The 26,591-nt window shown below is 49.6% G+C and carries 23 protein-coding genes; 3 read left to right on the top strand and 20 right to left on the bottom strand.

Going from position 1 to position 26,591, the window contains the following annotated elements:
• Positions 1 to 85 precede the first annotated feature (85 nt).
• Positions 86 to 1,330, top strand: coding sequence for a DNA polymerase IV (locus AC3WQ3_RS04280; RefSeq protein ID WP_492471529.1), 1,245 nt, complete (start codon positions 86 to 88; stop codon positions 1,328 to 1,330).
• Complete coding sequence (locus AC3WQ3_RS04275) at positions 1,327 to 1,668, top strand: YolD-like family protein (protein ID WP_492471528.1); 342 nt, start codon at positions 1,327 to 1,329, stop codon at positions 1,666 to 1,668. The genes AC3WQ3_RS04280 and AC3WQ3_RS04275 overlap by 4 nt, the downstream gene beginning before the upstream one ends.
• A 254-nt stretch (positions 1,669 to 1,922) precedes the next feature.
• On the opposite strand, the gene glsA is transcribed toward AC3WQ3_RS04275, so the two are convergent.
• From glsA to AC3WQ3_RS04230, 9 genes are all read right to left on the bottom strand, one after another.
• On the bottom strand, positions 1,923 to 2,864 hold the full coding sequence (glsA, locus tag AC3WQ3_RS04270) for a glutaminase A (protein WP_110759196.1): 942 nt from the start codon (positions 2,862 to 2,864) through the stop codon (positions 1,923 to 1,925).
• Between the two features lie 114 nt (positions 2,865 to 2,978).
• Entirely contained in the window at positions 2,979 to 3,461 is a 483-nt protein-coding gene (locus AC3WQ3_RS04265; protein ID WP_492471527.1) for a GNAT family N-acetyltransferase, read from the bottom strand.
• 218 nt (positions 3,462 to 3,679) lie between these two features.
• Entirely contained in the window at positions 3,680 to 4,972 is a 1,293-nt protein-coding gene (locus AC3WQ3_RS04260; protein WP_492471526.1) for an L-lactate MFS transporter, read from the bottom strand.
• Between the two features lie 159 nt (positions 4,973 to 5,131).
• Positions 5,132 to 5,923 (bottom strand): LytR/AlgR family response regulator transcription factor, encoded by a 792-nt coding sequence (locus AC3WQ3_RS04255; protein WP_492471525.1) that lies wholly within the window; start codon positions 5,921 to 5,923, stop codon positions 5,132 to 5,134.
• A gap of 7 nt (positions 5,924 to 5,930) precedes the next feature.
• Complete coding sequence (locus AC3WQ3_RS04250) at positions 5,931 to 7,598, bottom strand: LytS/YhcK type 5TM receptor domain-containing protein (RefSeq protein ID WP_492471524.1); 1,668 nt, start codon at positions 7,596 to 7,598, stop codon at positions 5,931 to 5,933.
• A 778-nt stretch (positions 7,599 to 8,376) separates the two neighbouring features.
• A complete protein-coding gene (locus tag AC3WQ3_RS04245) occupies positions 8,377 to 8,664 on the bottom strand; it encodes a stage VI sporulation protein F (RefSeq protein ID WP_492471523.1) in 288 nt (95 codons plus the stop codon).
• 112 nt (positions 8,665 to 8,776) lie between these two features.
• Positions 8,777 to 10,822, bottom strand: a complete 2,046-nt coding sequence (gene recG / locus AC3WQ3_RS04240; RefSeq protein ID WP_095290287.1) for an ATP-dependent DNA helicase RecG — start codon at positions 10,820 to 10,822, stop codon at positions 8,777 to 8,779.
• Between the two features lie 10 nt (positions 10,823 to 10,832).
• Positions 10,833 to 11,696 (bottom strand): DegV family protein, encoded by an 864-nt coding sequence (locus AC3WQ3_RS04235; protein ID WP_154895427.1) that lies wholly within the window; start codon positions 11,694 to 11,696, stop codon positions 10,833 to 10,835.
• A gap of 30 nt (positions 11,697 to 11,726) precedes the next feature.
• Positions 11,727 to 13,535, bottom strand: coding sequence for a DAK2 domain-containing protein (locus tag AC3WQ3_RS04230; protein ID WP_492471522.1), 1,809 nt, complete (start codon positions 13,533 to 13,535; stop codon positions 11,727 to 11,729).
• Between the two features lie 637 nt (positions 13,536 to 14,172).
• Here AC3WQ3_RS04230 and rpmB point away from each other — a divergent pair.
• Positions 14,173 to 14,361 (top strand): 50S ribosomal protein L28, encoded by a 189-nt coding sequence (gene rpmB, locus AC3WQ3_RS04225; protein WP_024631107.1) that lies wholly within the window; start codon positions 14,173 to 14,175, stop codon positions 14,359 to 14,361.
• A 197-nt stretch (positions 14,362 to 14,558) separates the two neighbouring features.
• On the opposite strand, the gene spoVM is transcribed toward rpmB, so the two are convergent.
• From spoVM to priA, 11 genes are all read right to left on the bottom strand, one after another.
• The gene (gene spoVM / locus AC3WQ3_RS04220; protein ID WP_019424875.1) at positions 14,559 to 14,639 is read right to left on the bottom strand and encodes a stage V sporulation protein SpoVM; all 81 of its coding nucleotides are present in this window, start codon (positions 14,637 to 14,639) and stop codon (positions 14,559 to 14,561) included.
• Positions 14,640 to 14,807: 168 nt separating this feature from the next.
• Positions 14,808 to 15,059, bottom strand: coding sequence for a hypothetical protein (locus AC3WQ3_RS04215; protein ID WP_095359346.1), 252 nt, complete (start codon positions 15,057 to 15,059; stop codon positions 14,808 to 14,810).
• A 3-nt stretch (positions 15,060 to 15,062) separates the two neighbouring features.
• Positions 15,063 to 15,722: a ribulose-phosphate 3-epimerase gene (rpe, locus tag AC3WQ3_RS04210; protein WP_492471521.1), complete on the bottom strand. Its 660-nt coding sequence runs from the start codon at positions 15,720 to 15,722 to the stop codon at positions 15,063 to 15,065.
• Between the two features lie 2 nt (positions 15,723 to 15,724).
• Positions 15,725 to 16,642, bottom strand: a complete 918-nt coding sequence (gene rsgA / locus AC3WQ3_RS04205; RefSeq protein WP_336780644.1) for a ribosome small subunit-dependent GTPase A — start codon at positions 16,640 to 16,642, stop codon at positions 15,725 to 15,727.
• A 62-nt stretch (positions 16,643 to 16,704) separates the two neighbouring features.
• Positions 16,705 to 18,909: a Stk1 family PASTA domain-containing Ser/Thr kinase gene (pknB, locus tag AC3WQ3_RS04200; RefSeq protein ID WP_492471520.1), complete on the bottom strand. Its 2,205-nt coding sequence runs from the start codon at positions 18,907 to 18,909 to the stop codon at positions 16,705 to 16,707.
• The gene (locus AC3WQ3_RS04195; RefSeq protein WP_127537872.1) at positions 18,906 to 19,682 is read right to left on the bottom strand and encodes a Stp1/IreP family PP2C-type Ser/Thr phosphatase; all 777 of its coding nucleotides are present in this window, start codon (positions 19,680 to 19,682) and stop codon (positions 18,906 to 18,908) included. The genes pknB and AC3WQ3_RS04195 overlap by 4 nt, the downstream gene beginning before the upstream one ends.
• Positions 19,683 to 19,689: 7 nt before the next feature.
• Positions 19,690 to 20,730: a dual-specificity RNA methyltransferase RlmN gene (gene rlmN / locus AC3WQ3_RS04190; protein WP_095290542.1), complete on the bottom strand. Its 1,041-nt coding sequence runs from the start codon at positions 20,728 to 20,730 to the stop codon at positions 19,690 to 19,692.
• A gap of 190 nt (positions 20,731 to 20,920) precedes the next feature.
• Positions 20,921 to 22,420: a 16S rRNA (cytosine(967)-C(5))-methyltransferase RsmB gene (gene rsmB / locus AC3WQ3_RS04185; protein WP_492471519.1), complete on the bottom strand. Its 1,500-nt coding sequence runs from the start codon at positions 22,418 to 22,420 to the stop codon at positions 20,921 to 20,923.
• On the bottom strand, positions 22,417 to 23,376 hold the full coding sequence (gene fmt, locus AC3WQ3_RS04180) for a methionyl-tRNA formyltransferase (protein WP_492471518.1): 960 nt from the start codon (positions 23,374 to 23,376) through the stop codon (positions 22,417 to 22,419). Before fmt ends, rsmB begins: the two co-directional genes overlap by 4 nt.
• 6 nt (positions 23,377 to 23,382) lie before the next feature.
• The gene (gene def, locus AC3WQ3_RS04175) at positions 23,383 to 23,871 is read right to left on the bottom strand and encodes a peptide deformylase (protein ID WP_095290270.1); all 489 of its coding nucleotides are present in this window, start codon (positions 23,869 to 23,871) and stop codon (positions 23,383 to 23,385) included.
• A 169-nt stretch (positions 23,872 to 24,040) separates the two neighbouring features.
• Positions 24,041 to 26,590: a primosomal protein N' gene (gene priA / locus AC3WQ3_RS04170; protein ID WP_492471517.1), complete on the bottom strand. Its 2,550-nt coding sequence runs from the start codon at positions 26,588 to 26,590 to the stop codon at positions 24,041 to 24,043.
• Position 26,591: the final 1 nt, after the last annotated feature.

Genomic DNA, 26,591 nt, shown 5'->3' with positions numbered 1-26,591 from the left:
TGTAAATAAACTGTAAAAAGCATACGGCTGAATAGCTCTGTCTGTTCGTGAACAGCCGAATCATGGAATAAAGGAGAGACCTGTTATGTCCCGCAAAGATGGACGCGTCATTATGCTCGCAGACTGCCAGTCATTTTATGCCAGTGTGGAGAAATCGGCACATCCCGAATACAAAGACCGTCCCCTTGTCGTAGCGGGAGATCCAGCGCGCCGTTCCGGCATCATCCTTGCGGCCTGCCCTATTGCCAAATCTTATGGAATTACGACGGCTGAGCGACTGGGTGAAGCCCTCGCCAAATGTCCGGACGTTGTCGTTGTTCGCCCCCGGATGGCGGAATACATTCGCGTATCGCTTCACATCACCCGGATTCTTCAGTCCTACACTGACCTTGTTGAGCCCTACAGTATTGATGAGCAGTTTCTCGATGTCACCGGAAGCCTGGAGCTGTTCGGCAGCCCGGAGACGATTGCCCGCAGCATTCAATCCAGGGTCATGGAGGAGACGGGCGTGTATATTCGGATTGGCATCAGTGATACCAAAGTGGTGAGCAAAATGGCCTGTGACTTATATGCCAAAAAAGTCCCCGGAGGCATCTGTGTACTGAATCGTAAGGACATGGAGAAAACAATCTGGACCAAACCTGTCCGGGAGATGTTCATGGTCGGTTCACGGATGGGGAAACATCTCTATAACATGGGTATTCACACCATTGGTGATTTGGCACAGACGCCTCTGACCAGACTGAGGGAACGCTGGGGAGTTAATGGTGAAGTAATATGGCGCATTGCTCGCGGTTTGGACGATTCACCCGTGAAACCCGGGACATACACACATCAGCAGCAGGGCATTGGACATCAGATGACGCTTCCCAGAGATTATGAGTCCTGGGAAGAGATCAAGGTTGTCCTGCTTGAGCTGGCAGAGCTCGTCTGTCGACGCTCCCGGGATAAATCACTGATGGGTAATGTGGTCTCCGTGGGATGCCGCGGGCAGGATTACGACCGCCCAACTGGCTTCTCGCGCCAGATGAAGTTGAACGAGCCAACCAACATTACGGATGAAGTCTATGATGCGGCCGCGGCGCTCTTCCTTCGTCATTGGGACGGTTTACCCATCCGCCGCATCAGCATCTCACTGACCGGGCTGGTGCCTGATTCCGAAGTACAGCTGTCCTGGTTCGATGATCGTGAACGCAAAAGAGAACTGGAACGTGCCACAGATGACATCAAGCGCAAGTTCGGAGACACCGCCATCATGCGGGCTTCCTCGCTCTGCTCGTCTGCACAGGCACAGGACCGTTCCCATAAAATTGGAGGTCATTACAAATGAGTAAAAAACTGCAGCAAAACGGACTCTTTGAGTCTTCGCGCATGATGCTTCCCGAGCACCGGGAAGCTTACATTCTTCATCAGGAACAGCTTGCTCCCCGGACCCGTCCATCACTGGATGCTCAGGCAGCGGAAGAAATGTCCCGTTTGCTCAGCAATTCAATGATGCTTGGAGATGCGGTGACCATAACCCTGTTCCATGAACATGACGATATCCGGTTTACTGGACAGGTACTGAAGCTGGACCCTACTGTACGAACTCTAAGGCTGCTGACATCTAACGGGACCCGGGACGTTCAGATGAATCTGATTACCACTGTGACACTGGCGAATGAATGACCCAGAAGAAAGCAAAATCCAACGTTCCATCTTATATCGGCAATAGGAACTATTCACTTTGCCAACTCTCATTAGCGAATATTCCGCAATAGATGCAGCCGAATTCATGCATGCAGGACCCTTTTCCTACACTTCCAATATGGCTTTACGAGGCAACCCAACACCCATTTTTACTGGAATCGACTTCGTCCAAAAGAAGCAAAATGACCGATATATGATTCATCGGCCATTTTGGTGGGTATATGGGGAAATCTTTAGAAAAGACTCCAGTCAAATTCCTTGGAAAGGCGCTCCAGCAAATGCACACCCGCAATGCTGTTCCCTTTTCGATTCAGAGCTGGTCCTACAAGACCAATGCCAAATTGGCCAGGAACAAGGGTGATAATTCCGCCGGATACTCCGCTCTTGGCAGGCAGCCCGACTTCAATGGCAAATTCGCCCGATGCGTTATACATACCGCAGGTCGTCATGAAGGTTTTGGCAATCTGTACATAACGGCGTGGAATGAGTTCATTTCCGGTAATCGGATCTGTGCCATCATGAGCAAGCACCAGAGCCATGCGCGCCAGATCCGCACAAGTCACCTCGATCGAACAGTGTCGGAAATAGACACAGAGCACATCTTCCACATCTTCCTTGATCACACCATTATGCTTCAAAAAGTAAGCCAGCGAACGGTTCAAGTGACCTGTCTCCGATTCGGACCGGAAGACCTCTTCGTTATAGTCCAGCCGATCATTATTCGCGAGCTTGCGGAAAAACTCCAGAATTCGCCGTGACTTCTCTTCCTTGCAGTCTCCCGCGACCAGGGAGGACACCGTTATGGCTCCTGCATTGATCAGCGGGTTAAAAGGGATACCCGGTTCAACCAGTTCAAGCTTGATCATCGAATTGTAATCGTCACCCGTAGGTTCTTTTCCTACATTAAAGAAAACCGCTTCTTCCCCATGATCCATCAGGGCCAGAATTAGTGTGAACACTTTGGAGATGCTCTGCATCGTAAAGGGTACACCGCAATCTCCGGCAGACACATGATTGCCTTCGGCGTCCATAATATGTATACCCAGCTCATCCTGTGAAGCCTTGACCAGCTCCGGGATATAGGAAGCGACCTTTCCCTGCCCTGTATGCAAACGACTGGTCTCCAGCCATTCCGGCAGCAATTCGTTCAGACGCTCCATTACCGTATTGCTCATCTCCATCCCCTCCATATCTCTGTGCAGCATCCTGCATTATTCCCGGCCGGGTATGAGCTCCATGCCAGGTATAAGCAGAATGTGTATATATCATTACCCTTCTGGCTTGATCGGTTACCGACGTACCCTAAGGTTTAATTCCAGAATCTCGCCGGGGAGTCCTTCCATATCGCCTGTCCATGTGGATACAAAGTTCTGTCTGGTTAATATTCGACGGGATGCCACGTTGGATGGGTCAATGATCGCGTAGAGCACACCAATTCCCGCCGCCTGTGCTTTTAAAATGAGACGCGACGCAATGGACGTGCCATGACCTTGGCCCCAGTATTCAGGCAAAACCATATAGCCCATCTCCGCTCGGGACGAATCGGATTCATCCTGAATGAGTTTGGCGTAAGCGAGCCCAGCTCCATCTGCACCTGATACCCGGTAATATCCGCAACTGGAGCTCAGATTATAATCTAGCATGGACCGGAATTGGGTCTTCGCCTCCTCCTCCGGGAGAGTTCGTTCCGTAATCTGTTTCATGACTTCCATATTGGAAACCAAAGCATAATAGTCTGAAAAATCGGGTTCAGCATATTTAACGAAGTTCATCGAAATCCTCCTCCAACTCCGAACAGATGTTGTTGTCCTTTAATTCACCTAGAGTATAGCAGAAGCACAGGATACAATGCACGCTGCCCCCAAGCGATCTACTACCAACCAGTAGTGTTCCCCTAACCCTATTGAAAAAAGCGGCCTCCGCAGAGACCGCCATTCATTTACTTAATATAGAAACATTAAATTATAACGATATTCTAGTTCGAATTCACTCAGCTTGCCCGTGATGAAGGTTTGAGACTCATTGGGCCTTCATGCTGACGTGTACGACGATTTTGACCCGGAGGTGTAATCATCAAGGCAAGCAGCAGGGAAACTGCACAGAGGATGGCAATAACGATAAACGTCAGATGGAATCCGCCCAGCAGGGCACTGATGAAGGATCCAGCCAAGGCTCCAATTCCAAATCCCTGATAGATGACGCCATAGTTTTTGCTCTGATTTTTCAGTCCGAAGTAATCCGCGACAATCGCCGGAAATACGGTAATGTTACCACCGAAACAGAACGCAACTGCAGCCACGCAGGCGAAGAACACGCCATAGGTCAGCGGAACGAGGCTTAGTATCATGACGGCGACTGCTGTAACCAGCAGTGCCCCGGCAATGACTTTCATCCGGCCTACTTTGTCCGACAAGGCCCCCAGAACGATACGCCCTGCCGTATTGAAGATCGCAACCATTGCTACAGCATTCGCAGCGGTAGCCACGTCAAGACCTGCCAGCTGTACGCCGATGTCTTTGACAATACCGATCAGATACAAGCCGCTCATACAAGCCGTGAAGAAAATAATGAAGAGCATATACGCTTCTTTGGTGCGAAGCATTTCTTTTACCGTGTACTGATGACGAATAACTTCTTCCTGCTTCGCCCCTTCAGTCTTGCTAACGGGAGCCTGTTCACGAACAACGGCTTCACGAATCAGGAAAGATCCGGCCACAATCAGGACCAGGACGATGATACCCCAATACATAAATGCCTGAGCAGGTCCTACAGCACCAATCAATGCCGAGTTCACATATTTAAACAACAGACTGCCTGTACCAAAAGCACCAACGGAAATACCCGAGATGAGACCTTTGCGTTCCGGGAACCATTTGATCAAGTTGGATAACGACGTGATGTATGCGGTCCCGTCTGCGAAGCCAACCACGAATCCTGCCAAAATGTAGAGCAGTGTTAATGAAGTAACCTGAGAACTGAGCACCAGTCCCAGACCAAGAAAAATCCCTGCAACACGGATCAGACGCTGAAGTCCCCACCGTTCCTGCAATCGGCCTGCAAACAGCGTAGCAAATGCGAGTGCAAAACTCGTGATCGAAAAAGTTATCGCGACCGAGCTGACATCCCATCCGAAACGGTCAGACAGCGGTTGATTAAATAAACTCCAGGTGTAGATGGTTCCAAGGCCCATTTGTACAATAATTGTTCCAAGTACAATAAGCCAACGATTCATTTTTATGGATGTCGATGCTGAATTAGGTGCTGATGAAATAGCTGCTTTCATCGTGATCTCCCCTTTGTCGATGTCATGTCTGAGCACATTGTCCAACATTTGGTGAATGACAATGCTGCTTTGAATGCGTTCACAAGCTAATCATACATGAAAGGGGATTCATAACACCGATTTAAGCATGAGTTGCATCAGAAACGGAATGAAATGCCTCTATATGCGCATGAGCTGCCTGAATTCCTTGACCTTGCCCCGGCTAACCGGCACTTCCGCTTCCAGATCGCGCAGACGGAGCAGATAGGTATTGTTAAACCAGGGTACAATCTCACGAATTTGAGACAGATTGACCAGGTAAGAACGGTGACAGCGGAAAAAGGACTCCTGAGGCAGTCGGCCATGAAAATCCGAAATGCTCACTGGCATCGTAAACTCACCATTTTTGGTATACACCTTCGTTACTTTCTCTTGTGCTTCCGCATAATAAATGTCGGCTGTATCCGTTACGATAATGTTATCGTTTCGCAGCAGATTAATTCGTATTCCACTTCCGGCGACAGATGCTTTTGGCGGTGATCCTTGTACGGAAGTGTCATCCGTCACTAGAGCCTGCCCATGTTCAACCAATCCCTCTCCCGCATGATCACGTTTGAAGGCATTCTCCAGCTTGAGCAGCATGGCTGCAATTCGTTTCTCATCATAAGGCTTCAGAATGTAGTCAAAGGCTTCCAGCTCGAATGCTTCTGCTGCATGCTCCTTGTACGCAGTCGTAAAGACGATATAAGGCTTACTGGCGAACTTCCCGATATGATGGGCCAGCATCATGCCGTCCAGGGATGGAATGTTAATATCGAGAAAAATAACGTCCACTTCCTGCTCCTGCAGAAATTTTAGTACATCCAGTCCATCTTCCAGGCAGGCAACCACTTCAATCTCACTATGTTCCTCAATCAAATAATTCAATTCTTCACTTGCAGGAATTTCATCTTCCACGATAAGGGCTCTCATAGACCAATCACCTTGTCACGACATCTCCTTTGGGTACGTCAAAAATAATATCAGTTCCTTGCTTCAGCCGCGTAATGGTTACACCTTGTCCATAAATGAGCTTCACCCGCCGATGAACATTATATAGACCAATCTGATTCCCCGGCATTCGGTCATGATAGACCTTCTCAATGATATCGGGGTTGATACCAGCACCGGTGTCACTAACTCCTATTCGTACAAAATCAGGGTAATCCTGTACCCGAATCCGCACTGTTCCAGGACCTTTGACCTTGAGGACACCATGAATGATTGCATTTTCAACAAGTGGCTGAATAACCAGACTTGGAATATGCACGGCCACTTCATCAATCTCATAGATCACGTTAAGCCTGCTGCCATAACGGGCTTTCTCAATCTCCACATAATTGCGGACCTGCTCCAGCTCCTTATGGATATCGATCAGCTCATCCGACAGCTCCAGATTATAGCGCATATATCCCGACAGATTTACAATCAGCTCCCGTGCCCGGTCAGGCTTCGTTCGAATCGAAGAAGCAATCGCGTTCAGCGCATTGAAGAGAAAATGAGGATGAATAGTCGTCTGCAATGCCCGCAGTTCCGCTTTGTTGGCGGCTGCCTTAATCTCTTCGACCCGAGAAACTTCCATCTGAGTGGAAATAATCTGGGATAGTCCCACAGCCATGGTTTGCAGCGGATACGTAATTTTATAAGCTTTACGGTAATAAATCTTCAGGGCTCCCGTGACCTCGCTCCGCTCCTTGAGCGGAATAATTAGCAGGGAATGAATATCCGGTGTTTTCTCATCCGTCACATCATTACTGATCGTAATCTCTCCGCTGGAGATCGTCTGCTTCGTCATCTCGCTAATAATCTCATTGCCAATGTGATATCGTTCTTCCCCGAACCCGACATAGGCCAGTACATTGCGAGTATCCGTAATGGCAACAGCGTCAGCCTGGATATCCTCCTGAATAATGCGACAGATGGTCCGCAGGGAATCCTCATCAATGGAGCGGAAGTAGGGCAGCGTTTTGTTCGCAATTTCCAAGGCCAGTTTTGCCTGGCGTGCTGCGATCATTTCCTTTTCCCCTTCCACACTCTGCACCAGCAGTACGATCAGTCCAATATTGACCTCACCCAGAATCATGGGCAATGCAATCTTGGATACAATGTCCGCACCGAGCGGGTCCGGATAGGAATATAGCAGAATTAGCAGCATCGTAAGTGCTTCACAGATCATCCCGGCCGCAATACCAATCATCCACCGCTTCGACTTGGGTGTGTATTTATGAATGTAACCCGACACCAGACCGGCAATGATACTCGTTATGAGACACGGGATGGCTGTAATCCCATCCATATCAATCAAATACCGATGCACTCCCGATACGATCCCCGTAATAATCCCTACAGGTGCTCCAAACAAAATACCACCCGACAAAATAGCGATAATCCGCACATTCACCAGTGAACCTTCCACATTGATCCCGGTATAGGTGCCAAAGATCGCAAAAGCACAGAATAGCAGCGTCACGGCCACATATTCCTGCGGCCTTAGTTTCCCCTTCTGCAAAATCTGTCTAAAACGAGGTACCCTCGATAAAAAGAATAAAAAGATAATTAGCAGCGCCGCCCGCTCAAATAAACCCAGCAGCATCGTAAACATTTCCATGAAGCCCGCTTCCTCCAAATCCATCAAAAATCAGCAATATGCCTTATGCTTTGTTATTGCATCTCCGGTTTTCCCTTTTACATGATCCTATGAATGCTCATTTTGCGTTCATCCTTTTTGCTCGTATGCACCAGTTTACCGCTCTGCCAAGGAGAAAGCAAAGTCATCAGGTGGAAATTAGATGTAAAAGGATGCAGTGGAGAGTCTTTTGCTCCATTCAGACAGACTTTAAGGAATCCGTTACACCTTATTATGAGAATTAGTATGGAATAATAACTTTAACGAACCTATTCCACGCTATATAAGTAAAAAACTGCTATTTACCTCCGCGAAAGACGATTTAACAGCTCTACGATTCGTGACGACACCGAACCTGATGATTTACCCGGATAGCGTGCGCTCAGTTCGTTACAACTATTTTAGCTTTTCGTTGAAACATGTCCTTAAGATGCATCACGGACGATTGGTCTGATGCCTACCATCAAAAAAGGCAGCCCATAAGTCAATTTCCTGACTTATGGGCTACCCCGCCCTTTAACCAACCTACACCCTCGATGTAGGTTGAGTTTTTATAAAAGGAATATTGGATAACACAGTAGCGGAGAGTGCAGAACCAATCTGGAGAAGCAAAGCGCTCGCCTTTATTCCCGGATTTCCCCATTCAAAAAGGGCGTTCAAAAAAATCCGGGAATAACAGCGATCGGAAGATGGTACTGCAATCGTAGCGGTCACGTGTGCTGTCCTGCATGCATTTTATTATCCTCAACCTACAGCGACCTCACCGAAACATCCCCCACAGCTTAATCAAATGAAACGTATTGTTGGGATCAATCTTCTGGGCGATGACGAAGGCAACGAACTGCTCCTCCTGAGCTGACGAGAAGTTTTCATTTAAGATGGCAGCAGATGACTTGACCAATCTTCTAACCTTGGCCCGGTCCTGAAGGTCAGACTTCGTAATTCCGTCAATCAGCTTTTTGATGCGATCTTTGACAGCAGGATTCTTCATCTTTAATTTGATCCGCTCCACCAGCTGCGGACTGATTCCATATTGTTGATAACTCAAAACGTACAGCACCTCCCAAAAATGAACTCACTTTCTATTCATATGACGGGAGGGCTTGTTCACTTGACTTTTTTCGCACGAATTGCAGGAAAACCATGCATTCAGGCCACAATCAATCGATCAGATCACCCTGGAATACCTGCTGCTGCTGTAAATACTCTCGCAAAGCCGTATAGTCCACGGATGTCCAGAAATTCGGATCGCCGATCAAACTGGACACATCATCCCTCGCTTGCTCCAATACGGCAAAGTCTGCAACCATATCCGCCAGGCGGAATTCCGGTAATCCACTCTGTTTGGTCCCAAAGAAATCCCCCGGTCCCCGCAGATCGAGATCACGGCGAGAAACTTCAAAGCCATCCTCCGTTTCGGTCATGACCTTCATGCGCTCCTGCCCAACCTCTGTTTTGGGATCGGCGATGAGCACGCAATAGGACGCGTGGGCCCCCCGGCCAACACGGCCGCGAAGCTGATGCAGCTGGGACAGGCCAAAACGGTCCGCATCCATAATAACCATTAACGTAGCATTCGGTACATCGACGCCGACTTCCACCACCGTGGTGGAGACGAGAAGCTGAATATCGTTGCTGTAGAACGCACGCATCATCTCTTCTTTCTCCCCAGCCGTCATCCGTCCATGCAGCAGGCCCACACGATAATTCGGAAAGTTCTGCTGCATCTGCACATGCAGATCAATCGCATTTTGGACATCCAGCTTCTCGGATTCCTCAATTAAAGGGCATATAAGATAAGCCTGACGGCCCTGATCCACTTCACGGGAGATGAAACCGAGCACACGCTCCATCATGTCATGCTTAACCCAATAGGTGGAGATCGGAATTCGTCCCTTCGGCCGTTCCGAGATCGTGGATACTTCAATATCCCCAAATGCCGTAATCGCCAGCGTCCGCGGAATCGGGGTTGCCGTCATGGTTAACACATCGGGATTATAACCTTTTCGCCGCAAAATGCTGCGTTGGTTCACCCCGAAGCGATGCTGCTCATCCGTCACGACAAGACCCAGATCACGGAAGAACACATCTTCCTGAATCAAGGCATGGGTACCCACCACGATATCAATCATCCCCATTTGCAGCGAAGCGATCAGATCCTTGCGTTTCCGTCCATTCACGCTGCCGGTTAGAAGGCCCACCGTTACGCCAAAAGGTTCAAACAGCTTTTGCAATGATCGCATATGCTGCTCGGCCAGAATCTCGGTAGGAACCATCAGAGCTCCCTGGAAACCGGACCTTACCGAGGTATACAGTGCTATGGCTGCAATCACCGTTTTACCCGAACCCACATCGCCTTGCAGCAAGCGGTTCATGGAATAAGGCGAACGCATATCGTGAAGGATTTCCAGTTCTACCTTTTTCTGAGCATCGGTCAGTTCAAACGGCAGACTGCGCACAAACTCGCGAATGGTGGCATTATCCGTTGTATGCACAACCCCATCCATCCGGTTTCGGTTCAATGCACGATAAGCCTGCATCTTCAGCTGGAACAAAAACAATTCCTCATAGACCATGCGCTGTCTGGCCTGCTGGCCTTCCCGATTATCCTGCGGACGGTGAATCCCTGCGATTGCCTGTTTACGAGGCATCAGTCCGTATTTTTTCATCAGAGATGGGGGTAAGATCTCGGGTATCATGTCTCCAAATTGAATTAACCCCTGATTGATCGTCTTGCGCATCCAGGATTGCGTCAGCTTGCCCGTTACCGAGTAGACCGGCTGCAGCGTACCTGAACGGCCATCTCCCTTATCCGGAAACTCCGAGTCCGAGACGGTCATCTGCATGCGCTTTTGTTCCCACTTCCCCGTAAGCACAATTTCGCGGTTTGGCGTAAGCTGGTCTTTTAGAAAATGACGATTAAACCAGGTTGCCGTAATCATCCACTCTTCGGTCATCACCTTGCAGGTGAGACGGGACTTTTTACCATAGCGCTGCAACACCGGAATACCCATGATCTTACCCTGGACCGTAATCTTGTCCCCATCTTTCACTTCACTAAGAGAACGCAGACGATAATCCTCATAACGGAACGGATAGTATTCAAGTAGATCTTTAACACTAGAGATGCCAAAGGCGTGAAGCTCTCCCTCTTTGAGAGCACTCACGCCGTTAATTTGCTTAACCGATATTTCTTCCAATTTCATGTTTAATCCCTCATTCCGGAACAGGCCACATAAAGATGGCAATAACGCCAGGCCCAACATGGCTGCCAATAACGGCTCCAATATTGGTGTACACCACTTCATTCAGTGTAAAATGCCCACGCAGCTGCTCTGCACAAGCAATCGCTGATCCGGGATCTGCGGTATGGCCTACGGCCAGGTTCACACGCTTACCCGCAAGGTCCTGCTGAAACAGCTCAATGATGCGTGCCATTGCTTTTTTGTGTCCCCTGACTTTTTCAACAGCGTATATGACACCTTCCTCATCAATGGACAAGATGGGCTTAATATTCAGTAAGGTGCCTAGAATAGCCGCTGCCTTCCCGATCCGTCCGCCTTTTTGCAGGTACTCCAGTGTATCCACCAGGAAAAATAGCTTACGGCTCTTCTGCATGGCTTCCACAGCTGCAGCAATCTCGGCTGCGGACTTGCCTTGACTCGCGAGTTCAGCTGCCTGAACAACCATCAGACCATATCCATAAGATGCCGACTTGGAGTCCAGCACCGTAATGTCGCCCTCGCGCTCCAGCAGGGATTTGCCCAGTAGTGCCGATTGATAGGTTCCACTCATGCCTGATGACAGGTGAATCGAGACAATCGGACGTTCCGGGTCTTCATCCAGCAGAGTCTGGTAGATGTTCATGAATTCGGTTGGCGAAGGCTGTGACGTTGTAGGTAACGCCGAAGCCTTCTCCAATTTGGCATAAAACTGTTCCGAAGTCAGATCAACGCCGTCTGCATAACTTTCTTCACCAAACAGAACACGCAGTGGAACCACATGAATTCCGTATTTACTTACAAGCTCTTCCGGTATATCTGCGGTACTGTCTGTTACTATCGCAATCTTATGGCTCAAGCGAGATCTCCTCCTTGCGTGAGTGTACTATCAGGACTCCACAGAGAACAAATAATAATAAACTGGCTGTCCTCCGGAATGTACCTCCACCTCAGCATCAGGATATTGCGACTCCAGCCATGCCGCAAGCGCAGCGGTAACCTCAGAGTCAGCTTCTTCCCCTTCGAGGATGGTAACCACTTCATCTCCATTCTCCATCATCTGCTGCAGCAAGCCTTCACACGCACGCAGCATGCTTTCATTTGTCGCAACGATTTTGGAATTATGGATGCCAATGTAATGGCCTGCCTTGATATCCAGCTCATCATACTGAGTATCTCTTACGGCATGAGTAACCTGACCCGACTGCACGCGGCCAATGGCTTCAAGCATCTGATCACGGTTGGTATCAGCAGACTCATCCTCTTGGAAGGCAAACGCAGCTGCCATTCCCTGCGGAATGGTTTTGCTCGGAATCACCGTGATCCGGCGTTCGTCTTCAAGCAGTTCTCGTGCCTGTTCGGCAGCAAGGACAATATTGGAATTGTTCGGCAAAATAAATACCTGTTCCGCAGCGATCGAGCGAACTGCATTCACAAAGTCCTCGGTACTTGGGTTCATCGTCTGTCCGCCGGACAGAACAACATCCACTCCGAGGCTTTGGAAGATTTCTGCAATACCCTCGCCTGAAGATACAGCGATAAAACCATACGGAGCCATCTCATCTGCAGGAGGTACTGCCTCTTCATGACTGCGCGTCGTTTCAGGCGGAATCTCTGCGAACAATTCAGGAGAAGGCGCTATGTCCATGCCCGCCGTCAGCAGATCCCGGTGCTGTTCACGCATGTTCAAAATGTGAATCTGAGTAATTTCGCCGTAACGAAGTGCCAGATTCAGTACATCTCCAGGTGTCTTGGAGTGCACATGCACTTTGATCACTTCGTCGTCAGCAATAATGATGATGGAATCACCATTAACTGACAACGCTTTCCGGAATGCCTCATCATCGAATGCCACGCCTGCATTATCTCCGAGCTGGCGGTTAATGAAGAATTCCATATCATACAGGAATTCGATATCTTCCGTTTCCAGTCTAGCCTGTGCAGACAACGGCATCTCTGGAGCAATGACCTGCTGTGCAGGCTTTGCAGGCACCTCTTCTGCCGGTACAGCTGGTTTCAATGCGGACGATGCCACAGATGGTTGTACTTCTTTTTGCAGGGATGCACGGCTAACACCGTCGGTCTGCAGCAGTACTTCCATAAAACCTTCGTAAATATATACAAGCCCCTGTCCACCCGAATCCACGACGCCAACCTGTTTTAGTACAGGCAGCAATTCCGGAGTCGTTGCCAGTGCCTCTTTTGCTTTTAACAATACTTCATTCATTAATTCGGTAATATCATTCGTCCGTCTTGCATAGTAGCTGGCATGTTTCGCCGCTTCCTTAGCCACGGTAAGAATGGTTCCTTCGACAGGCTTCACGACAGCTTTGTACGCTGCGTCCACGCCGTTTTGGAGGGCTGCTGCAAATTGGATCGTATTCAGTTCCTCATAAGGAGCAGCTGAACGACTGAAACCACGGAACAACTGCGATAAAATAACGCCAGAATTCCCCCGTGCGCCCATAAGCAGGCCTTTCGATAAAATACCGGCAGCTTCTCCGATGGAGGCAGAACTCTTGCGTTTAATCTCTGCAACTCCCGCACTCATTGTCAAATTCATGTTCGTTCCCGTGTCACCATCCGGCACAGGGAAAACATTCAGGGAATTGACGTGCTCTGCATGCTGTCCAAGTTGTTCCGCGCCGGCAAGTACCATTGCGGTGAAATCTGTTCCATTTAAAGAACGTATACTCAAGTGAGAATTCCCCTTCCTAGCTTGATACACGAACATCTTGCACCAAGATGTTAACTGGTCTGTTCATGCGTTGACGCTTCTGCGTCATTCTTCGTCCACACCTTGTCCGGCAAAGGCATACAATTCAACATGTCATCCGGATCTACGGTCTGGGCGGCCAAGCCACCGATATCCTGCAACCGCTGAAGCCCGAGTTCGGGGCATACGGATATGCACCGGTATCGAGAGCCGGCATGAATGCCGCATGGAGACTGGTGCCAGTGATGGAAATGTCACAGCGCACAGCGTTGCCAAATTGCAGACCCCCGACCTCTTGGGACGGTCAAATCTCCGGCTTTCTCGCGGCAACAGCCTGTTCACCGCTGTATTATGGACTATTCAACATTGTACTATATTAGGCAGGAGAAATAAATAAAGTTTTTGGATCAGTTGACGAAGCTTTTTTGGGTATGATATTATATTCAAGTATTGTTTTATGCAGGTTAAGTAATGGAAATGATCCGGCCATGCCGGCTTGAACAACGCCATTAGCTACTGGAGCCTGACCACTATGGTCAGGAAGAACAATTTAGCCTTTAAGGAATGACTTTCGTCTCTCCGAAGGCAACTGGTTATTTTAGGATAGGAGGTGTAATCTATGTCTCGCAAATGTTATGTGACAGGTAAGAAACCGGGCACCGGTAACCACGTATCCCACGCTAACAACCGTAACCGTCGTTCTTGGGGCGTAAACGTTCAGAAGGTCCGCATTCTCGTGAACGGTAAACCAAAACGTGTATACGTAAGCACCCGTGCACTGAAAGCCGGTAAAGTGACTCGCGTATAATCACGCAAAGCTACTATAAATCGGATAAGCAAAAAGCACCTTGTTCCTTGCAGGTGCTTTTTTGGTATTCAAAAAAGTACATAAATACCTGCACAAGCATGTGAATGCCCGCCGCATGGCACTTCTCAGGTCGGATTCCCCAATCGTCCTGAAGCCATAGCGGCGGTATTCGTCTTCCGAGCCTGCTCTCGATCTTATCAGTTCTTTTGAAACGTATTAAGGATCGCCTTTACAAACCCTCCCAAAAACTTCGGCAGTTTGAATGTGTAAAATTTCATACTTCACCCTCCCCATCATGCTCATGCATCCGCCGTATCCTATGCTTCAGGGCCTTCTTCACCTTAAACACGACAAAAAAGGCTACATGAGAAACCTGCTCATGTAACCATATTTATGCGGAACCACCTGTCCCTATTCCAACATGACGAGCCCGAAGAACAGCTCATTTACGTTTGGGCAGGAACAAATTGATAGACAGCGATCATGAATACGCTCAGCAAGTAATACAGTATGCTGAATATGACGAAGGTAACACGAGATCGTGTACGATCAAACTTTCGAAAATACATAATGACAACGCCCACGCCAATCAGTGAGGTAAGCGCATTGTATGGGGATTGAATGACTGCAAATAACGCAAGCACCAGTCCCGTTACAAGGCTGGCAGCCATTGTCCACAGCGTCTCCTTAAGGCCCATAGATCAGCCTCCGTAGCTGCTACGGATTTCGGCAATGGCGGCTGCACGGTCCTCACGTCCGAATACCGCACTACCTGCGACGAGTACATCCGCGCCAGCTTCAACAACGAGTGGTGCTGTATCGGCTGCAATTCCCCCGTCCACTTCGATGTGTACGTCATGGCGCCCTTTTTCATTCAGCCAGCTGCGAATTTGTCTGATTTTGTTCATGGTTCCCGAGATGAACGCTTGTCCGCCAAACCCAGGATTCACGGTCATAACCAGAACCATGTCCACGTCATCCAGCACTTCCTGAATGGCACTGGCAGGCGTCCCCGGATTCAGAGCAACTCCCGCCTTGACTCCCTGTTCCTTAATCAGATGAATCACACGGTGCAAATGCACACATGCCTCGGCATGAACGGTAATAACAGCCGCTCCTGCTTTGGCAAACTCCTCAACATACCGTTCCGGATTCTCAATCATCAGATGTACATCCAGTGGCAGGTCGGTATGTGGCGCAATAGCTTTTACAATGGCAGGACCCAGCGTAATATTCGGAACGAAATGGCCGTCCATGACATCAACGTGAATCCAGTCGCCTCCAGCAGCTTGCGCCTCTGCTACCTCAGCACCAAGACGTGCAAAATCTGCAGATAAGATGGATGGAGCAATTTTAATCATAATTAGTACCTCCGCTTCTTGTCTTTCATTTCTGTAAGGAACTGCTCATAATGCCGGTAACGGCTGTCGGAGATTAGACCTTCCTCCTTGGCTGCAAGTACTCGGCATTGGGGCTCATGTGTGTGGGTACAGCCGCGGAATTTGCACTGATCCGCATACTGGGCAAATTCACGGAAACAGGTGGATAATTCCTCGACACCAATCTCGAGAAAGTCCAGTTGGCTGAATCCGGGTGTATCTGCTACAAATCCGCCATTATCCAGCGGGATCAATTCAACGTGCCTGGTCGTATGTCTTCCGCGGCCAAGACGCATACTGATTTCACTCGTTTCGAGTGTCAGCCCTGGCATCAGGGCATTAAGCATGGATGACTTACCTACACCGGACTGACCCGAGAACACACTGATCTTGCCTGCAAGGCGTTCTTTGAGTAGTTCATTGCCCTCACCGGTTCTCGAACTGGTCGAGATGACTTCATACCCAATCTGTTCATAGAGAGCCTTAACCTCAGCTACAGTGTCCCTTGTGTCCTTCTCTGGATCTACGAGGTCCTGCTTCGTTAATACAATTAGAGCATCCAATCCTGCCTGCTCAATATGTACAAGAAATTTGTCCAGCAGATTGAGGTTCATGTCCGGTTCTTTAACGGAGAACAGAAGAACAGCCAGGCTGACATTCGCAACAGGAGGACGGATTAATTCAGTCTCCCGTTCCCGAATCTCATCTACTGTTCCTTCGCCATTCTCTGTCAGCATATAGCTAACGCGGTCACCGACAAGCGGAGATATGCCTCTCTTTTTGAATATGCCTCTCGCTCGGCATTGAACGGCGGAGCCTTCAACCGAAGGCACCCCGTTTTCTAACAATGGCATGACATAATAGTAACCGCTTAGCGCTTTTACGATGATACCTTCTGGCATAGCTCCGTCGCCCTCCTTTGATTTGCGGTGCATTCCAACCTAACGTCAGCAATAAGCCGTCCTCACGGACGGCTTGTTGCGTTTACGACTTCATTCTTCTTTTCTTTTCCATGCCCCTTGCCATTATTCATGGCAGACGTATCTTCACTTTCATTATCTTCTTCACCGTCGGCAGGAGTCGATTCAGGTTCACCTTCCTGGTTACCGTCGACGCTGCCTTCGTCACCACCGCCGCCTTCTTCAGGCTCATTCGCTGGTGGTGGCTGGTTACTGATCTCTGGCTCAATGGATGGCACGATTACGGTACCATTTTTGGCTTCAGCGTAGGTAACCACGTACGTATCCAGGAATTGACCATCACGATATACAGATACAGCACCATTCTCATTCGGAGCAAGAACAAGCGGAATGGTCAGGGCTTGATTCGACTGTTTAATAGTCCGAGTACCCCATTCCTGATTCTTGCCGCGGGCATCTTCGAATGTAATTCGAATCTTGCTGTTTTTGCCCTCTTCTTTTGGTGAAACATTGATATTGAAGGAATACTCGAGCGCCTCAGGAGGATAACCTGTGCTGACGAAAATGGTAATTTTGTCACCAGGTTTCACGTCGGCTCCGGCTTCCACAGGCCATTGCTGGGTCACTTTACCCCGCTCAACTGTATAGCTCGACTCTTCCTGAACCTGAGCCAGAACCAGTCCGGCAGACTTGATCAGCTGCTCTGCTTCGTTACGGGTGCGATTTTTCAAATCTGGCATCTTCACGGTTTCCGCGCCTCTGCTGACGGTTAAAACAATTTCGGTCTGTTCCGGATCAAATTCTTGATCGGCCCCAGGTGTCTGGGACATAACCAAGCCTGAAGCAACGTCATTAGAATATTCATCTTTACGCTTGATCCGATCCTCACTGATTCCCAGATTTGTCAGATCTTTAACTGCATCCTCATAGGCATCACCTTCAACGTTGATCATTTTGGTCAGTTCCTTTTCAGCTCCAACACTAAGTTGAATTTCCGAACCTTCCTTGACCACATCACCTTCGTTTCGGCTTTGTTCGAATACGATTCCGGGATCGACACCTTCCTTATACTGCCGGATGACGTCATCGCTCACAACCAAACCTTCATCCTGTAGCATCTGGCGCGCCTTTTCTTCAGTCTGGTTCACGACATTTGGCACTTTTACTTCAGGCACAACGAGCATGCCTTTGACGTACCACACAACACCCACCATGGCGATTAGAATTAAGACAGTCAATGAGATCAATAGTGTTGGTTTTTTCCAGTTTTTCGTCTTGGGCTTGCCTTTATGGTTCTCTTCGTCCGATTCCATGACCGGAGCCGCGCCCGTAGAAGTAATTCCACGTGGTTCCGGTTTGATGGCAGGCATGACACGCGTCTGATCCACATCATCCTCATCGGGGAAGTCGATCTTGTCTTCATTGCGACGCTCTGGCATCAAACAGGTTTCCAGATCGTTCTGCATTTCCTTGGCCGACTGATAGCGCTCCTGCGGATTTTTTCGCATCGATTTCAAAATCACATTTTCCACACTTTGCGGAATCAGCGGGTTGAATTTGCGAGGTTCATCAAATTCTTCCTGCAGATGCTTCAAGGCAACACTGATCGGACTCTCGCCGAGGAACGGAAGCTGCCCAGTCAGCATTTGATAGAGTACGATACCGAGAGAATATAAATCCGACTTCTCGCCAGTAACAATCCCTTTGGCATGCTCTGGTGAGAAATAATGCACCGATCCGACTACGGAACCAGTCTGTGTAATCGTCGTGGAGGTAACCGCTCGGGCAATCCCGAAATCGGTAACCTTCACACGGCCATTTCGGCCAATCAATATATTATGCGGTTTGATATCCCGATGAATAATCTGATTATGATGTGCATGATCCAGGGCGTCTGCAATTTGGGAAGCAATTCGAACAGCCTCATCCACCTGCAGCGGAGCCCGCTCTTTAATAATCTCATTTAGGTTTTTGCCTTCTACATACTCCATGACAATATAATGAACGTCATCTTCCTGGCCTACATCATAGATGCTTACGACGTTGGGGTGAGATAAGGATGCAGCTGACTGCGCTTCTCGACGGAAACGTCGGATGAATTCCTCATCATGTACAAATTGCTGTCTCAGCACCTTGATCGCCACATTCCGATTCAGAAGCAGATCCTGGGCCTTGTACACAAGTGCCATGCCGCCACCGCCAACACGCTCAATGACTTCATAGCGTCCGCCTAGCTGGTGCCCTATCATGACTCACACCCCGTTTCCGTCACCACGGAACCTTCCTGTTGCACTTCAAACAGCGCAACCGTGATATTATCATCTCCGCCAGCCAGCAGAGCCAGCTGAAGCAGTCGATCGGCACGCTCTTCCAGCGGCAACTCCTGATTCCCTGCCACTTGAACGAGCTGTTCATTGCTGACCAGATTGCTAAGTCCATCACTGCACAACAGCAGAACTTCGCCTGTTTCCAGCTTGATGGGATCCAGATCTACTTTGACTTCTGCATCTGTTCCAAGAGCACGGGTCAGCACGTTGCGTCGCGGATGATGAGATACGTCTTCCTTGCTGATCTGACCATTTTTAAACAATTCATTCACCAGGGTATGGTCTTCCGTTAACTGGATCACTTGTTTGTTTGCAATTTTGTAAGCTCGGCTGTCCCCGATATGACCGATAACACCCTCTGCATCATTCAACAAGGCAGCAACCACGGTCGTACCCATGTTGTGGTATTTGTCGTCTCCGGATGCAGTCCGATATATCACTTCGTTGGCATGCAAAATAGCATCGCTGAGGGCAGCAGACAAGGATGCATGTGACAGCCCCGGTTCCAACGTTCCCAGGTCATGCACCAATGTCTCAACTGCCAGACGGCTGGCGGTATCTCCAGCGAGATGCCCGCCCATGCCATCAGCGACAATACCCAGTATATACCCTGTCTCCAGATTGCGGATCCAGGCTGAATCTTCATTAACCGAACGCACGCGTCCGATATGGCTCACATGAACTGTTTTGATCAAAACGTTCTCACCTCAACTCCATATGCTTTGCACGAAGCTGACCGCAAGCGGCAGCAATATCATGTCCCTGTTCACGACGAATGGTTACATTAACACCCTGCTCCGAAAGAATCTTCTGGAAATTGAAAATGTCGCTTCTCGATGTTCTTACATACTTGCGTTCAGGTACGTGATTGACCGGGATCAGGTTCACGTGGCAGAGCATGTTCTTGAGCACACTTGCGAGTTCCGCGGCATGTTCCGGCTGATCGTTCACGCCACCGATAAGTGCATATTCGAATGTGATTCTCCGGCCCGTTTTGGCCAGGTAATACCGAAGGGATTCCATCACATCGTCAAAAGGAAAACGACGGTTTACCGGCATCAATTTGGAACGCAGCGCGTCATTCGGTGCATGGATGGAAATGGCCAGGTTAATCTGTGTATCTTCATCCGCAAACTTGTAGATGTTTGGTACAATTCCGCTTGTGGACACCGTGATGTGGCGCTGACCGATATTCAGGCCCTTTTCGTGAATCATGATGCGCAGGAAAGTCATCGTCGCTTCGTAGTTTTCAAACGGTTCGCCCGAACCCATGATGACAATACTGCTTACACGTTCGCCGCGCTCATCCAGAATCTTCTGAGCCTGTACGACCTGAGCAACAATCTCGCCTGCTGTCAGGTTACGCTTCAGCCCGCCCAGTGTAGAGGCGCAGAATGTACAACCAATCCGGCAGCCCACCTGTGTCGTTACACAGATACTGTTACCATAGTTGTGTTTCATGATAACTGTTTCGATGGCATGATCATCATGAAGACCGAACAGGAACTTCACCGTTCCATCCTTGGATTCAAACTTCGTAATTTCGGTAAGGGTTACAAATTCAAATTGCTCTGCCAGCTTCTCGCGCAATGCTTTGGACAGGTTCGTCATCTCACTGAAATCATTTACTCGCTTCACATAAATCCAGTCGAAAATCTGACCACCGCGAAAAGCGGGTTCCCCATTCTCAACAGCCCATTGCTGCAGCTCTTCCAGGGAAAAATCATATATAAAAGGTTTCATTTTGTTGTCAACACCTATTCCTTCTTTTCTTTTCATTCTTCCTATTCTATCACAAAGACCACTTTACATCCATGTATGCCCTAGAGTCTTGCACTTCATGCATTATAACACCTTGGCGCACAGGCCGCACCCCATTACAAAAGAAATCCGCCGAAGTTCCCCCCGGCGGCCTTCCTTGCGTGCTATGGATTTATTCATCAGCTGCACGTGTCAGCCTCGCAATGAAGAAGCCGTCACTGTGTGCATACTGGGGCAGAATCTGCACGCCTCCGTTTACCGGATTCCACTTTTCCATCTCGGTTCCGGTCCATGCAGAATCCACGGCCTGGTATTCAGGATGGTGCTTCAGGAAGTCAGCGACCATAAGTTCGTTCTCTGCCGGCTCAATCGTACATGTGCTGTAGACCAGAACGCCGCCCGGCTTCAACAGCGGTGCAACCCGGTTCAGTAATTCTCGCTGCAGCCCCGAGATATCTTCGATATCTTCAGGCGATTTGGTCCATTTGACATCCGGCTTCCGGCGAATGACACCGAGACCTGAGCAAGGTGCATCCAGAAGGATCCGGTCGAACGAAGCATGAGGATAACGCTCATCCAGATCCAGTGCATCTCCGGTTACTGCGTCGATGCAGCTCAGACCCAACCGGTCTGCCTGATCCATGATAAGCTGACGCTTATGTGCATGCACGTCATTGGCAATAATCCGACCACGGTCCTGCATTTTCTCGGCCATATGAGCTGTCTTACCGCCGGGAGCTGCACAGCAATCCAGTACAATTTGACCTTCTTCAGGTGCGACCGCTTCCGCCACAAGCATGGAACTTTCGTCCTGTACTGAGAACAATCCATCCCGATACCATGACGTTAATGCCATATTCCCACCGCTGCGTACAAGAATGCCGTCAGGACTTAACCGGGAAGGCTCTACCACTGCACCCGTGCTTTCCATCTCGTGCATAAGCTTCTCACGTGTGGTCATTGTCGTATTTACCCGGACACTCACTGCCGGTGCTTCATTATTGGCCTTGCAGATCGCTTCTGCTGTCTCTTCACCGTATTGGCCGATCCAGCGTTTAACCATCCACAGTGGATGAGAGTGTTCCAGTGCGATGCGCTCAGCAGCTGGCAGATCATTCGGAATCCGCAATTCATCCCGGTTACGGATCATGTTGCGCAGAACGCCATTGACCATACCCGAGATTCCCTGGTGACCCAGTTTCTTCGCCAGATTGACGGCTTCACTGACAACAGCATGTTCCGGAATCCGATCCAGATACAGCATCTGGTAGACGCTGATCCGAAGGAGACTTCGTACCCATGGCTGGAGCTTGGCCATTCCTTTGGCTACAAAACGTTCCAAGAAATAATCAAGCGTGTTTAGTCTTGCGATTGTTCCGTATACCAGCTCGGTTGCCAGCCCCGCATCAGCCGGACTAAGCTCCGCCTCTTTCAAACGTCGATTGAGCTCCAGATTACTGTAGGCTCCATCCTGCTCCACAGCACTTAGCACTTTCACTGCAAGTGCGCGTGGAGAAGTTTTGGGTCGTTGAGAGCGCGAAGCTTCTCCCGAGGTTCGGGAGCCCCCAGCGGTTCTGGAACCACTGGGTTTCCCTGGATTCGGGCGTCGGTTCTGTTTAGCGTTACCTCTGCTCGGACTGTCTACGGATCTGCCGGATCTATTCTCACTCATCGTAACACCGTGCCCGGTTTCAGCGTACCGCCGCGGCCAAAGTCAGCCGCCTTCATCGCTTTCTTGCCGGCCGGCTGAACTTCAGTCAGCCAGAGTGAACCGTCGCCGGTCTGTACCTCGATACCGGATGCATTCAGCTGCAGCACCGTACCAGGCTCAGCTTGTCCTTTGACTCCAGTCTCTGAAGCTCCCAATTGATTGGGATTAGCAGCAGCCCATACTTTAAACACCTGCTCGTCCCACATCGTAAATGCACCAGAGAACGGAACAAGACCACGGATCTGGTTATAGATTTCACGAGATGTTCGATTCCAGTCTATTTTCTCGTCTTCTCTAGTCAGATTGCGGGCATACGAAGCTTCGGCTTCATCCTGAGGGACAGCCGTGGTTTCCCCCGCAATAAGACGGGGCATTTCTGCCTGCAGCAGCTTGGAGCCTGCATCGCTGAGCTTCACAAACATGGTGCCAGAGGTGTCCTCATCCGTAATTGGAACTTCCACACGTGAGATCATGTCTCCAGTGTCCAAACCTTCTGCCATAAACATCAAGGTAACTCCCGTTACGGACTCCCCGTTAATAATGGAGCGCTGAATTGGAGCACCACCACGATATTTAGGCAAAAGAGAACCGTGCACATTCACACAGCCTCGCACAGGCATATCCAATACGGCCTTCGGTAAAATCTGCCCAAATGCTGCAGTCACAATCAAATCAGGCTTCCATTCAGCCAATCTGGCCACGGATTCAGGATCACGCAGCTTCACCGGTTGAAATACGGGCAGGCCATGGCGCTCAGCCGCAGCCTTAACAGGCGTTGGCGTGAGCACTTTTTTGCGGCCTTGCGGTTTATCGGGCTGGGTGACTACCCCCACCACGTTATAACCCTCAGCGATGAGCATATCCAGAGAAGGAACAGCAAATTCCGGGGTACCCATAAAAACAATATTCAAATCCATCACTCCTTAATTACGTCGCGGTCCAGTCTGATCGGCTGCAATTTCGTATACCTTCTCAGCGATATCCGTGAAGAGTACGCCATCCAGGTGATCAATCTCGTGCTGGAATGCCCGGGACAACAGACCGCTGCCCGTAATAATCAGTTCATTGCCTTCACGGTCCAAGCCTTTAACGGTAACTGTCTCAAAACGGCGAACGTCGCCGTTAATACCTGGAATACTCAGACAGCCTTCCGGCCCAAACTGTTCGCCTTCACTTGCGATGATTTCAGGATTGATCATTTTGATGAGGCCCTGTTCATCTCCGGCATCAATGACAATCAGGCGTTTCAAAATGCCTACTTGAGGGGCTGCAAGACCTACTCCTTCAGCGTCATACATGGTATCTGCCATATCATCCAGCAGTTTTTGTACATTGGGTGTTACTTTTGTAACTTCCTTGGCTCTTTTGTGAAGCACCTCATCTGGTTCTTTAACAATAATACGAATCGACATGTTGTAAGCACCTTCCTAACCCAAATCTCATGTTGGGTATCATTCTTTTGATTATCGTTTGCTTTGTTTTTAATCTATGTTTATACCGCTTGTTCACATCCACATTTTGCTCTAATCATTTCCCCAATTTTTATCACACGAAGTGTCCATGGAAAACGATGCATCATGCTTACATTAACATTTGCGGGTCTACATCCAAACTAATGAGCAGTTTTTGCGCCTGAACATCATCGTCCATGCGCCGGGCTGTCTCCAGGGCAATTCCGATAGCGTCTACATCCCCCCGCCATTTTATCATACATTGGAATCGGTATCTATTCTTGATCCGGGGAATGGGCGAGGCTACAGGCCCTAGCACGTCGAAGGCATCGTTGCTGAAACGGTCGAGGCTTCCCAGCCAGCCTGCTGCATTGGCACGTTCTTTCAACAGACGTGTGTAATTTTCAGCCAGCCGTATTAGTACAGGCAATTGCTCATGCGAAAAGGTCACCAGAATAAGGCGGCAATACGGCGGATACTGCAGATTGCGGCGGTGAAGCAGTTCCTCACGCACAAAAGAAACATAATCATGCTGGCTTGCATGTCCAATGGAATAGTGCTCCGGCGTATAGGACTGCACAAAAACCTCTCCAGGCAATTGATGGCGCCCGGCACGGCCCGCTACCTGGGTCAACAGCTGGAAGGTCTTCTCGGCAGCCCGGAAATCGGGCAGGTTCAGTGCCGAGTCTGCCGTGATGACACCAACCAGGGTAACATCGGGAAAGTCCAATCCTTTGGCAACCATCTGGGTACCAAGCAGCACATCCGCTTTTTTCTCCCGGAACTGCTTCAGAAGTTTCTCATGCGACCCCTTCTCCGTCGTTGTGTCCACATCCATGCGGATTACACGTATTCCCGGAAACAACTTGGCCAGTTCTTCCTCCACTCGCTGCGTACCTGTACCAAAGTAACGGATATGTTCACTGCCACATTCCGGGCACACCTCGGGAGCAGCTTCCGCATACCCGCAATAGTGACACCGAAGATTGTTTGAACGCTGGTGATACGTCAGTGAAATATCACACTCGGGGCAGCCAGCTACATAACCGCAGCTGCGGCACATGACAAAAGTGGAATAGCCTCGGCGGTTCAATAGCAAAACGGTCTGCTCCCCGCGCTCCAAGCGTTCCTCTAGTCCCTTGTGCAGAGCCCTGCTGAACATCGAACGGTTGCCATCCTTCAACTCTTCGCGCATATCAATGATCCGCACATCCGGCAGATTGTTGCCAAGCGCCCGAGTAGGCATTTCCAGCAGCAGCGGGGAAAAATCATCATTGCTCTGCGAACGTGCGGCATAGTAACTTTCCAGCGAAGGCGTCGCGGAGCCCAGGACCACCACAGCCTGATGCTGCTGTGCTCTTTTTACAGCTACATCACGGGCATGGTATTTCGGCGTTTCTTCCTGTTTGTAAGAGGTCTCATGCTCCTCATCCATAATAATTAGACCCAGTCGGTCAAATGGAGCAAAAACAGCGGAACGTGCGCCAATGGCAACCTTTACTTGTCCTTCCCGGATTTTGCGCCATTCATCATAACGCTCTCCACCCGAAAGACGGCTGTGCATAACGGCAACCTGGTCTCCGAATCGTCCTTTAAACCGCTCAACCATTTGTGGTGTGAGGGCAATCTCAGGCACAAGCACAATCGCCTGCCGATCCTGCTCAATACATTGCTGGATCGTCTGCAGATATACTTCGGTCTTACCGCTGCCTGTTACACCATGTAGCAAAAAGACGCCATGGCGCCTTTCCTGTAATCGGCCATTTATTTTATCGTACACATTCTGCTGCTCTGCGGTAAGAGCAAGCGGTTCAGTGGCGCGAAACTTTCTGCCCTGGTAAGGGTCACGAAAGACTTCCACGTCTTCCGTTACCAGCAGCCCTTTCTCCTCAAGCCCTTTGACGGTAGCCGCAGACACTTGAAGCGTGGCCAGCAATTCTTTCATCGGCATCGGCAGCAGCTCTTTCATTTCCAGCAGAAAAGCAAGAACCTCCTTCTGCCGCTGTGCCTTAGCAGGGAAAGATACAAGCGCCTCCTGCGCCGCAGCCGCATCTACCGCCAAATCCACTGCCTTCATCGTTTTTTTGTTCAGCTTGTCCTTGATTGCCTGGCTCTCCAGCAATACACCGCCAAGCAGAAGCTTTTTGATCAACGCTGCATGATTGGGATATTTACGGCTCAATTGCTGCAAAGGCACCTGTCCCCGACTTTGAACAAAACGTATAATGTCCTGCTGCACCTTCTCGGAAGTGGACTCCTCTCCCCACACGAAGAGGACATCTTCATCCGACGATGCTCCGGCCTGCTGTCCATCCAGTGCATCCCCAATAGAGATATATCGTTCTGCTTTACCTTTCAGTGCAGTCGGCACCATGACCTGCAGCGATAAAATGCGGTTGCTGGCATATCGCTCACTCATCCACTCCGCGAGTTGCACCAGATCTTCTGACAAGGGGGGAACGATGTCCAACAGTTCCTGAATAGGCTTCAACTTGAAGGATTCTGTTCCGGTACGCGGTACAAGATCAACCACAAATCCCTGCACGGTTCGATGTCCAAAAGGTACACCTACCCGACTGCCAATCTCAATCCAATCACGCATCGATTCCGGCACCAGATAATCAAAGGGCCGATCGGTCTGTTTCACCGGAACATCGACAATAACCTTGGCGATCTCCATA

The sequence above is a fragment of the Paenibacillus sp. FW104-T2 genome (assembly GCF_058789975.1).
The sequence above is the reverse complement of the archived record's forward strand: the minus strand, read 5'-3'. Positions and strand labels throughout refer to the sequence as shown.

Bases quoted from the DNA above. Each gene is read 5' to 3' on its own strand.
- AC3WQ3_RS04260 (WP_492471526.1), bottom strand. From the start codon at position 4,972: ATGAAAGCAGCTATTTCATCAGCACCTAATTCAGCATCGACATCCATA.
- AC3WQ3_RS04265 (WP_492471527.1), bottom strand. From the start codon at position 3,461: ATGAACTTCGTTAAATATGCTGAACCCGATTTTTCAGACTATTATGCT.
- rsgA (WP_336780644.1), bottom strand. From the start codon at position 16,642: ATGCCAGAAGGTATCATCGTAAAAGCGCTAAGCGGTTACTATTATGTC.
- priA (WP_492471517.1), bottom strand. From the start codon at position 26,590: ATGGAGATCGCCAAGGTTATTGTCGATGTTCCGGTGAAACAGACCGAT.
- AC3WQ3_RS04255 (WP_492471525.1), bottom strand. From the start codon at position 5,923: ATGAGAGCCCTTATCGTGGAAGATGAAATTCCTGCAAGTGAAGAATTG.
- AC3WQ3_RS04275 (WP_492471528.1), top strand. From the start codon at position 1,327: ATGAGTAAAAAACTGCAGCAAAACGGACTCTTTGAGTCTTCGCGCATG.
- pknB (WP_492471520.1), bottom strand. From the start codon at position 18,909: ATGATAGGGCACCAGCTAGGCGGACGCTATGAAGTCATTGAGCGTGTT.
- AC3WQ3_RS04215 (WP_095359346.1), bottom strand. From the start codon at position 15,059: ATGGGCCTTAAGGAGACGCTGTGGACAATGGCTGCCAGCCTTGTAACG.
- def (WP_095290270.1), bottom strand. From the start codon at position 23,871: ATGTCGATTCGTATTATTGTTAAAGAACCAGATGAGGTGCTTCACAAA.
- spoVM (WP_019424875.1), bottom strand. From the start codon at position 14,639: ATGAAATTTTACACATTCAAACTGCCGAAGTTTTTGGGAGGGTTTGTA.
- fmt (WP_492471518.1), bottom strand. From the start codon at position 23,376: ATGGATTTGAATATTGTTTTTATGGGTACCCCGGAATTTGCTGTTCCT.
- AC3WQ3_RS04280 (WP_492471529.1), top strand. From the start codon at position 86: ATGTCCCGCAAAGATGGACGCGTCATTATGCTCGCAGACTGCCAGTCA.
- recG (WP_095290287.1), bottom strand. From the start codon at position 10,822: ATGAAATTGGAAGAAATATCGGTTAAGCAAATTAACGGCGTGAGTGCT.
- glsA (WP_110759196.1), bottom strand. From the start codon at position 2,864: ATGAGCAATACGGTAATGGAGCGTCTGAACGAATTGCTGCCGGAATGG.
- rpmB (WP_024631107.1), top strand. From the start codon at position 14,173: ATGTCTCGCAAATGTTATGTGACAGGTAAGAAACCGGGCACCGGTAAC.
- rsmB (WP_492471519.1), bottom strand. From the start codon at position 22,420: ATGAGTGAGAATAGATCCGGCAGATCCGTAGACAGTCCGAGCAGAGGT.
- AC3WQ3_RS04250 (WP_492471524.1), bottom strand. From the start codon at position 7,598: ATGGAAATGTTTACGATGCTGCTGGGTTTATTTGAGCGGGCGGCGCTG.
- rpe (WP_492471521.1), bottom strand. From the start codon at position 15,722: ATGATTAAAATTGCTCCATCCATCTTATCTGCAGATTTTGCACGTCTT.
- rlmN (WP_095290542.1), bottom strand. From the start codon at position 20,730: ATGAAACCTTTTATATATGATTTTTCCCTGGAAGAGCTGCAGCAATGG.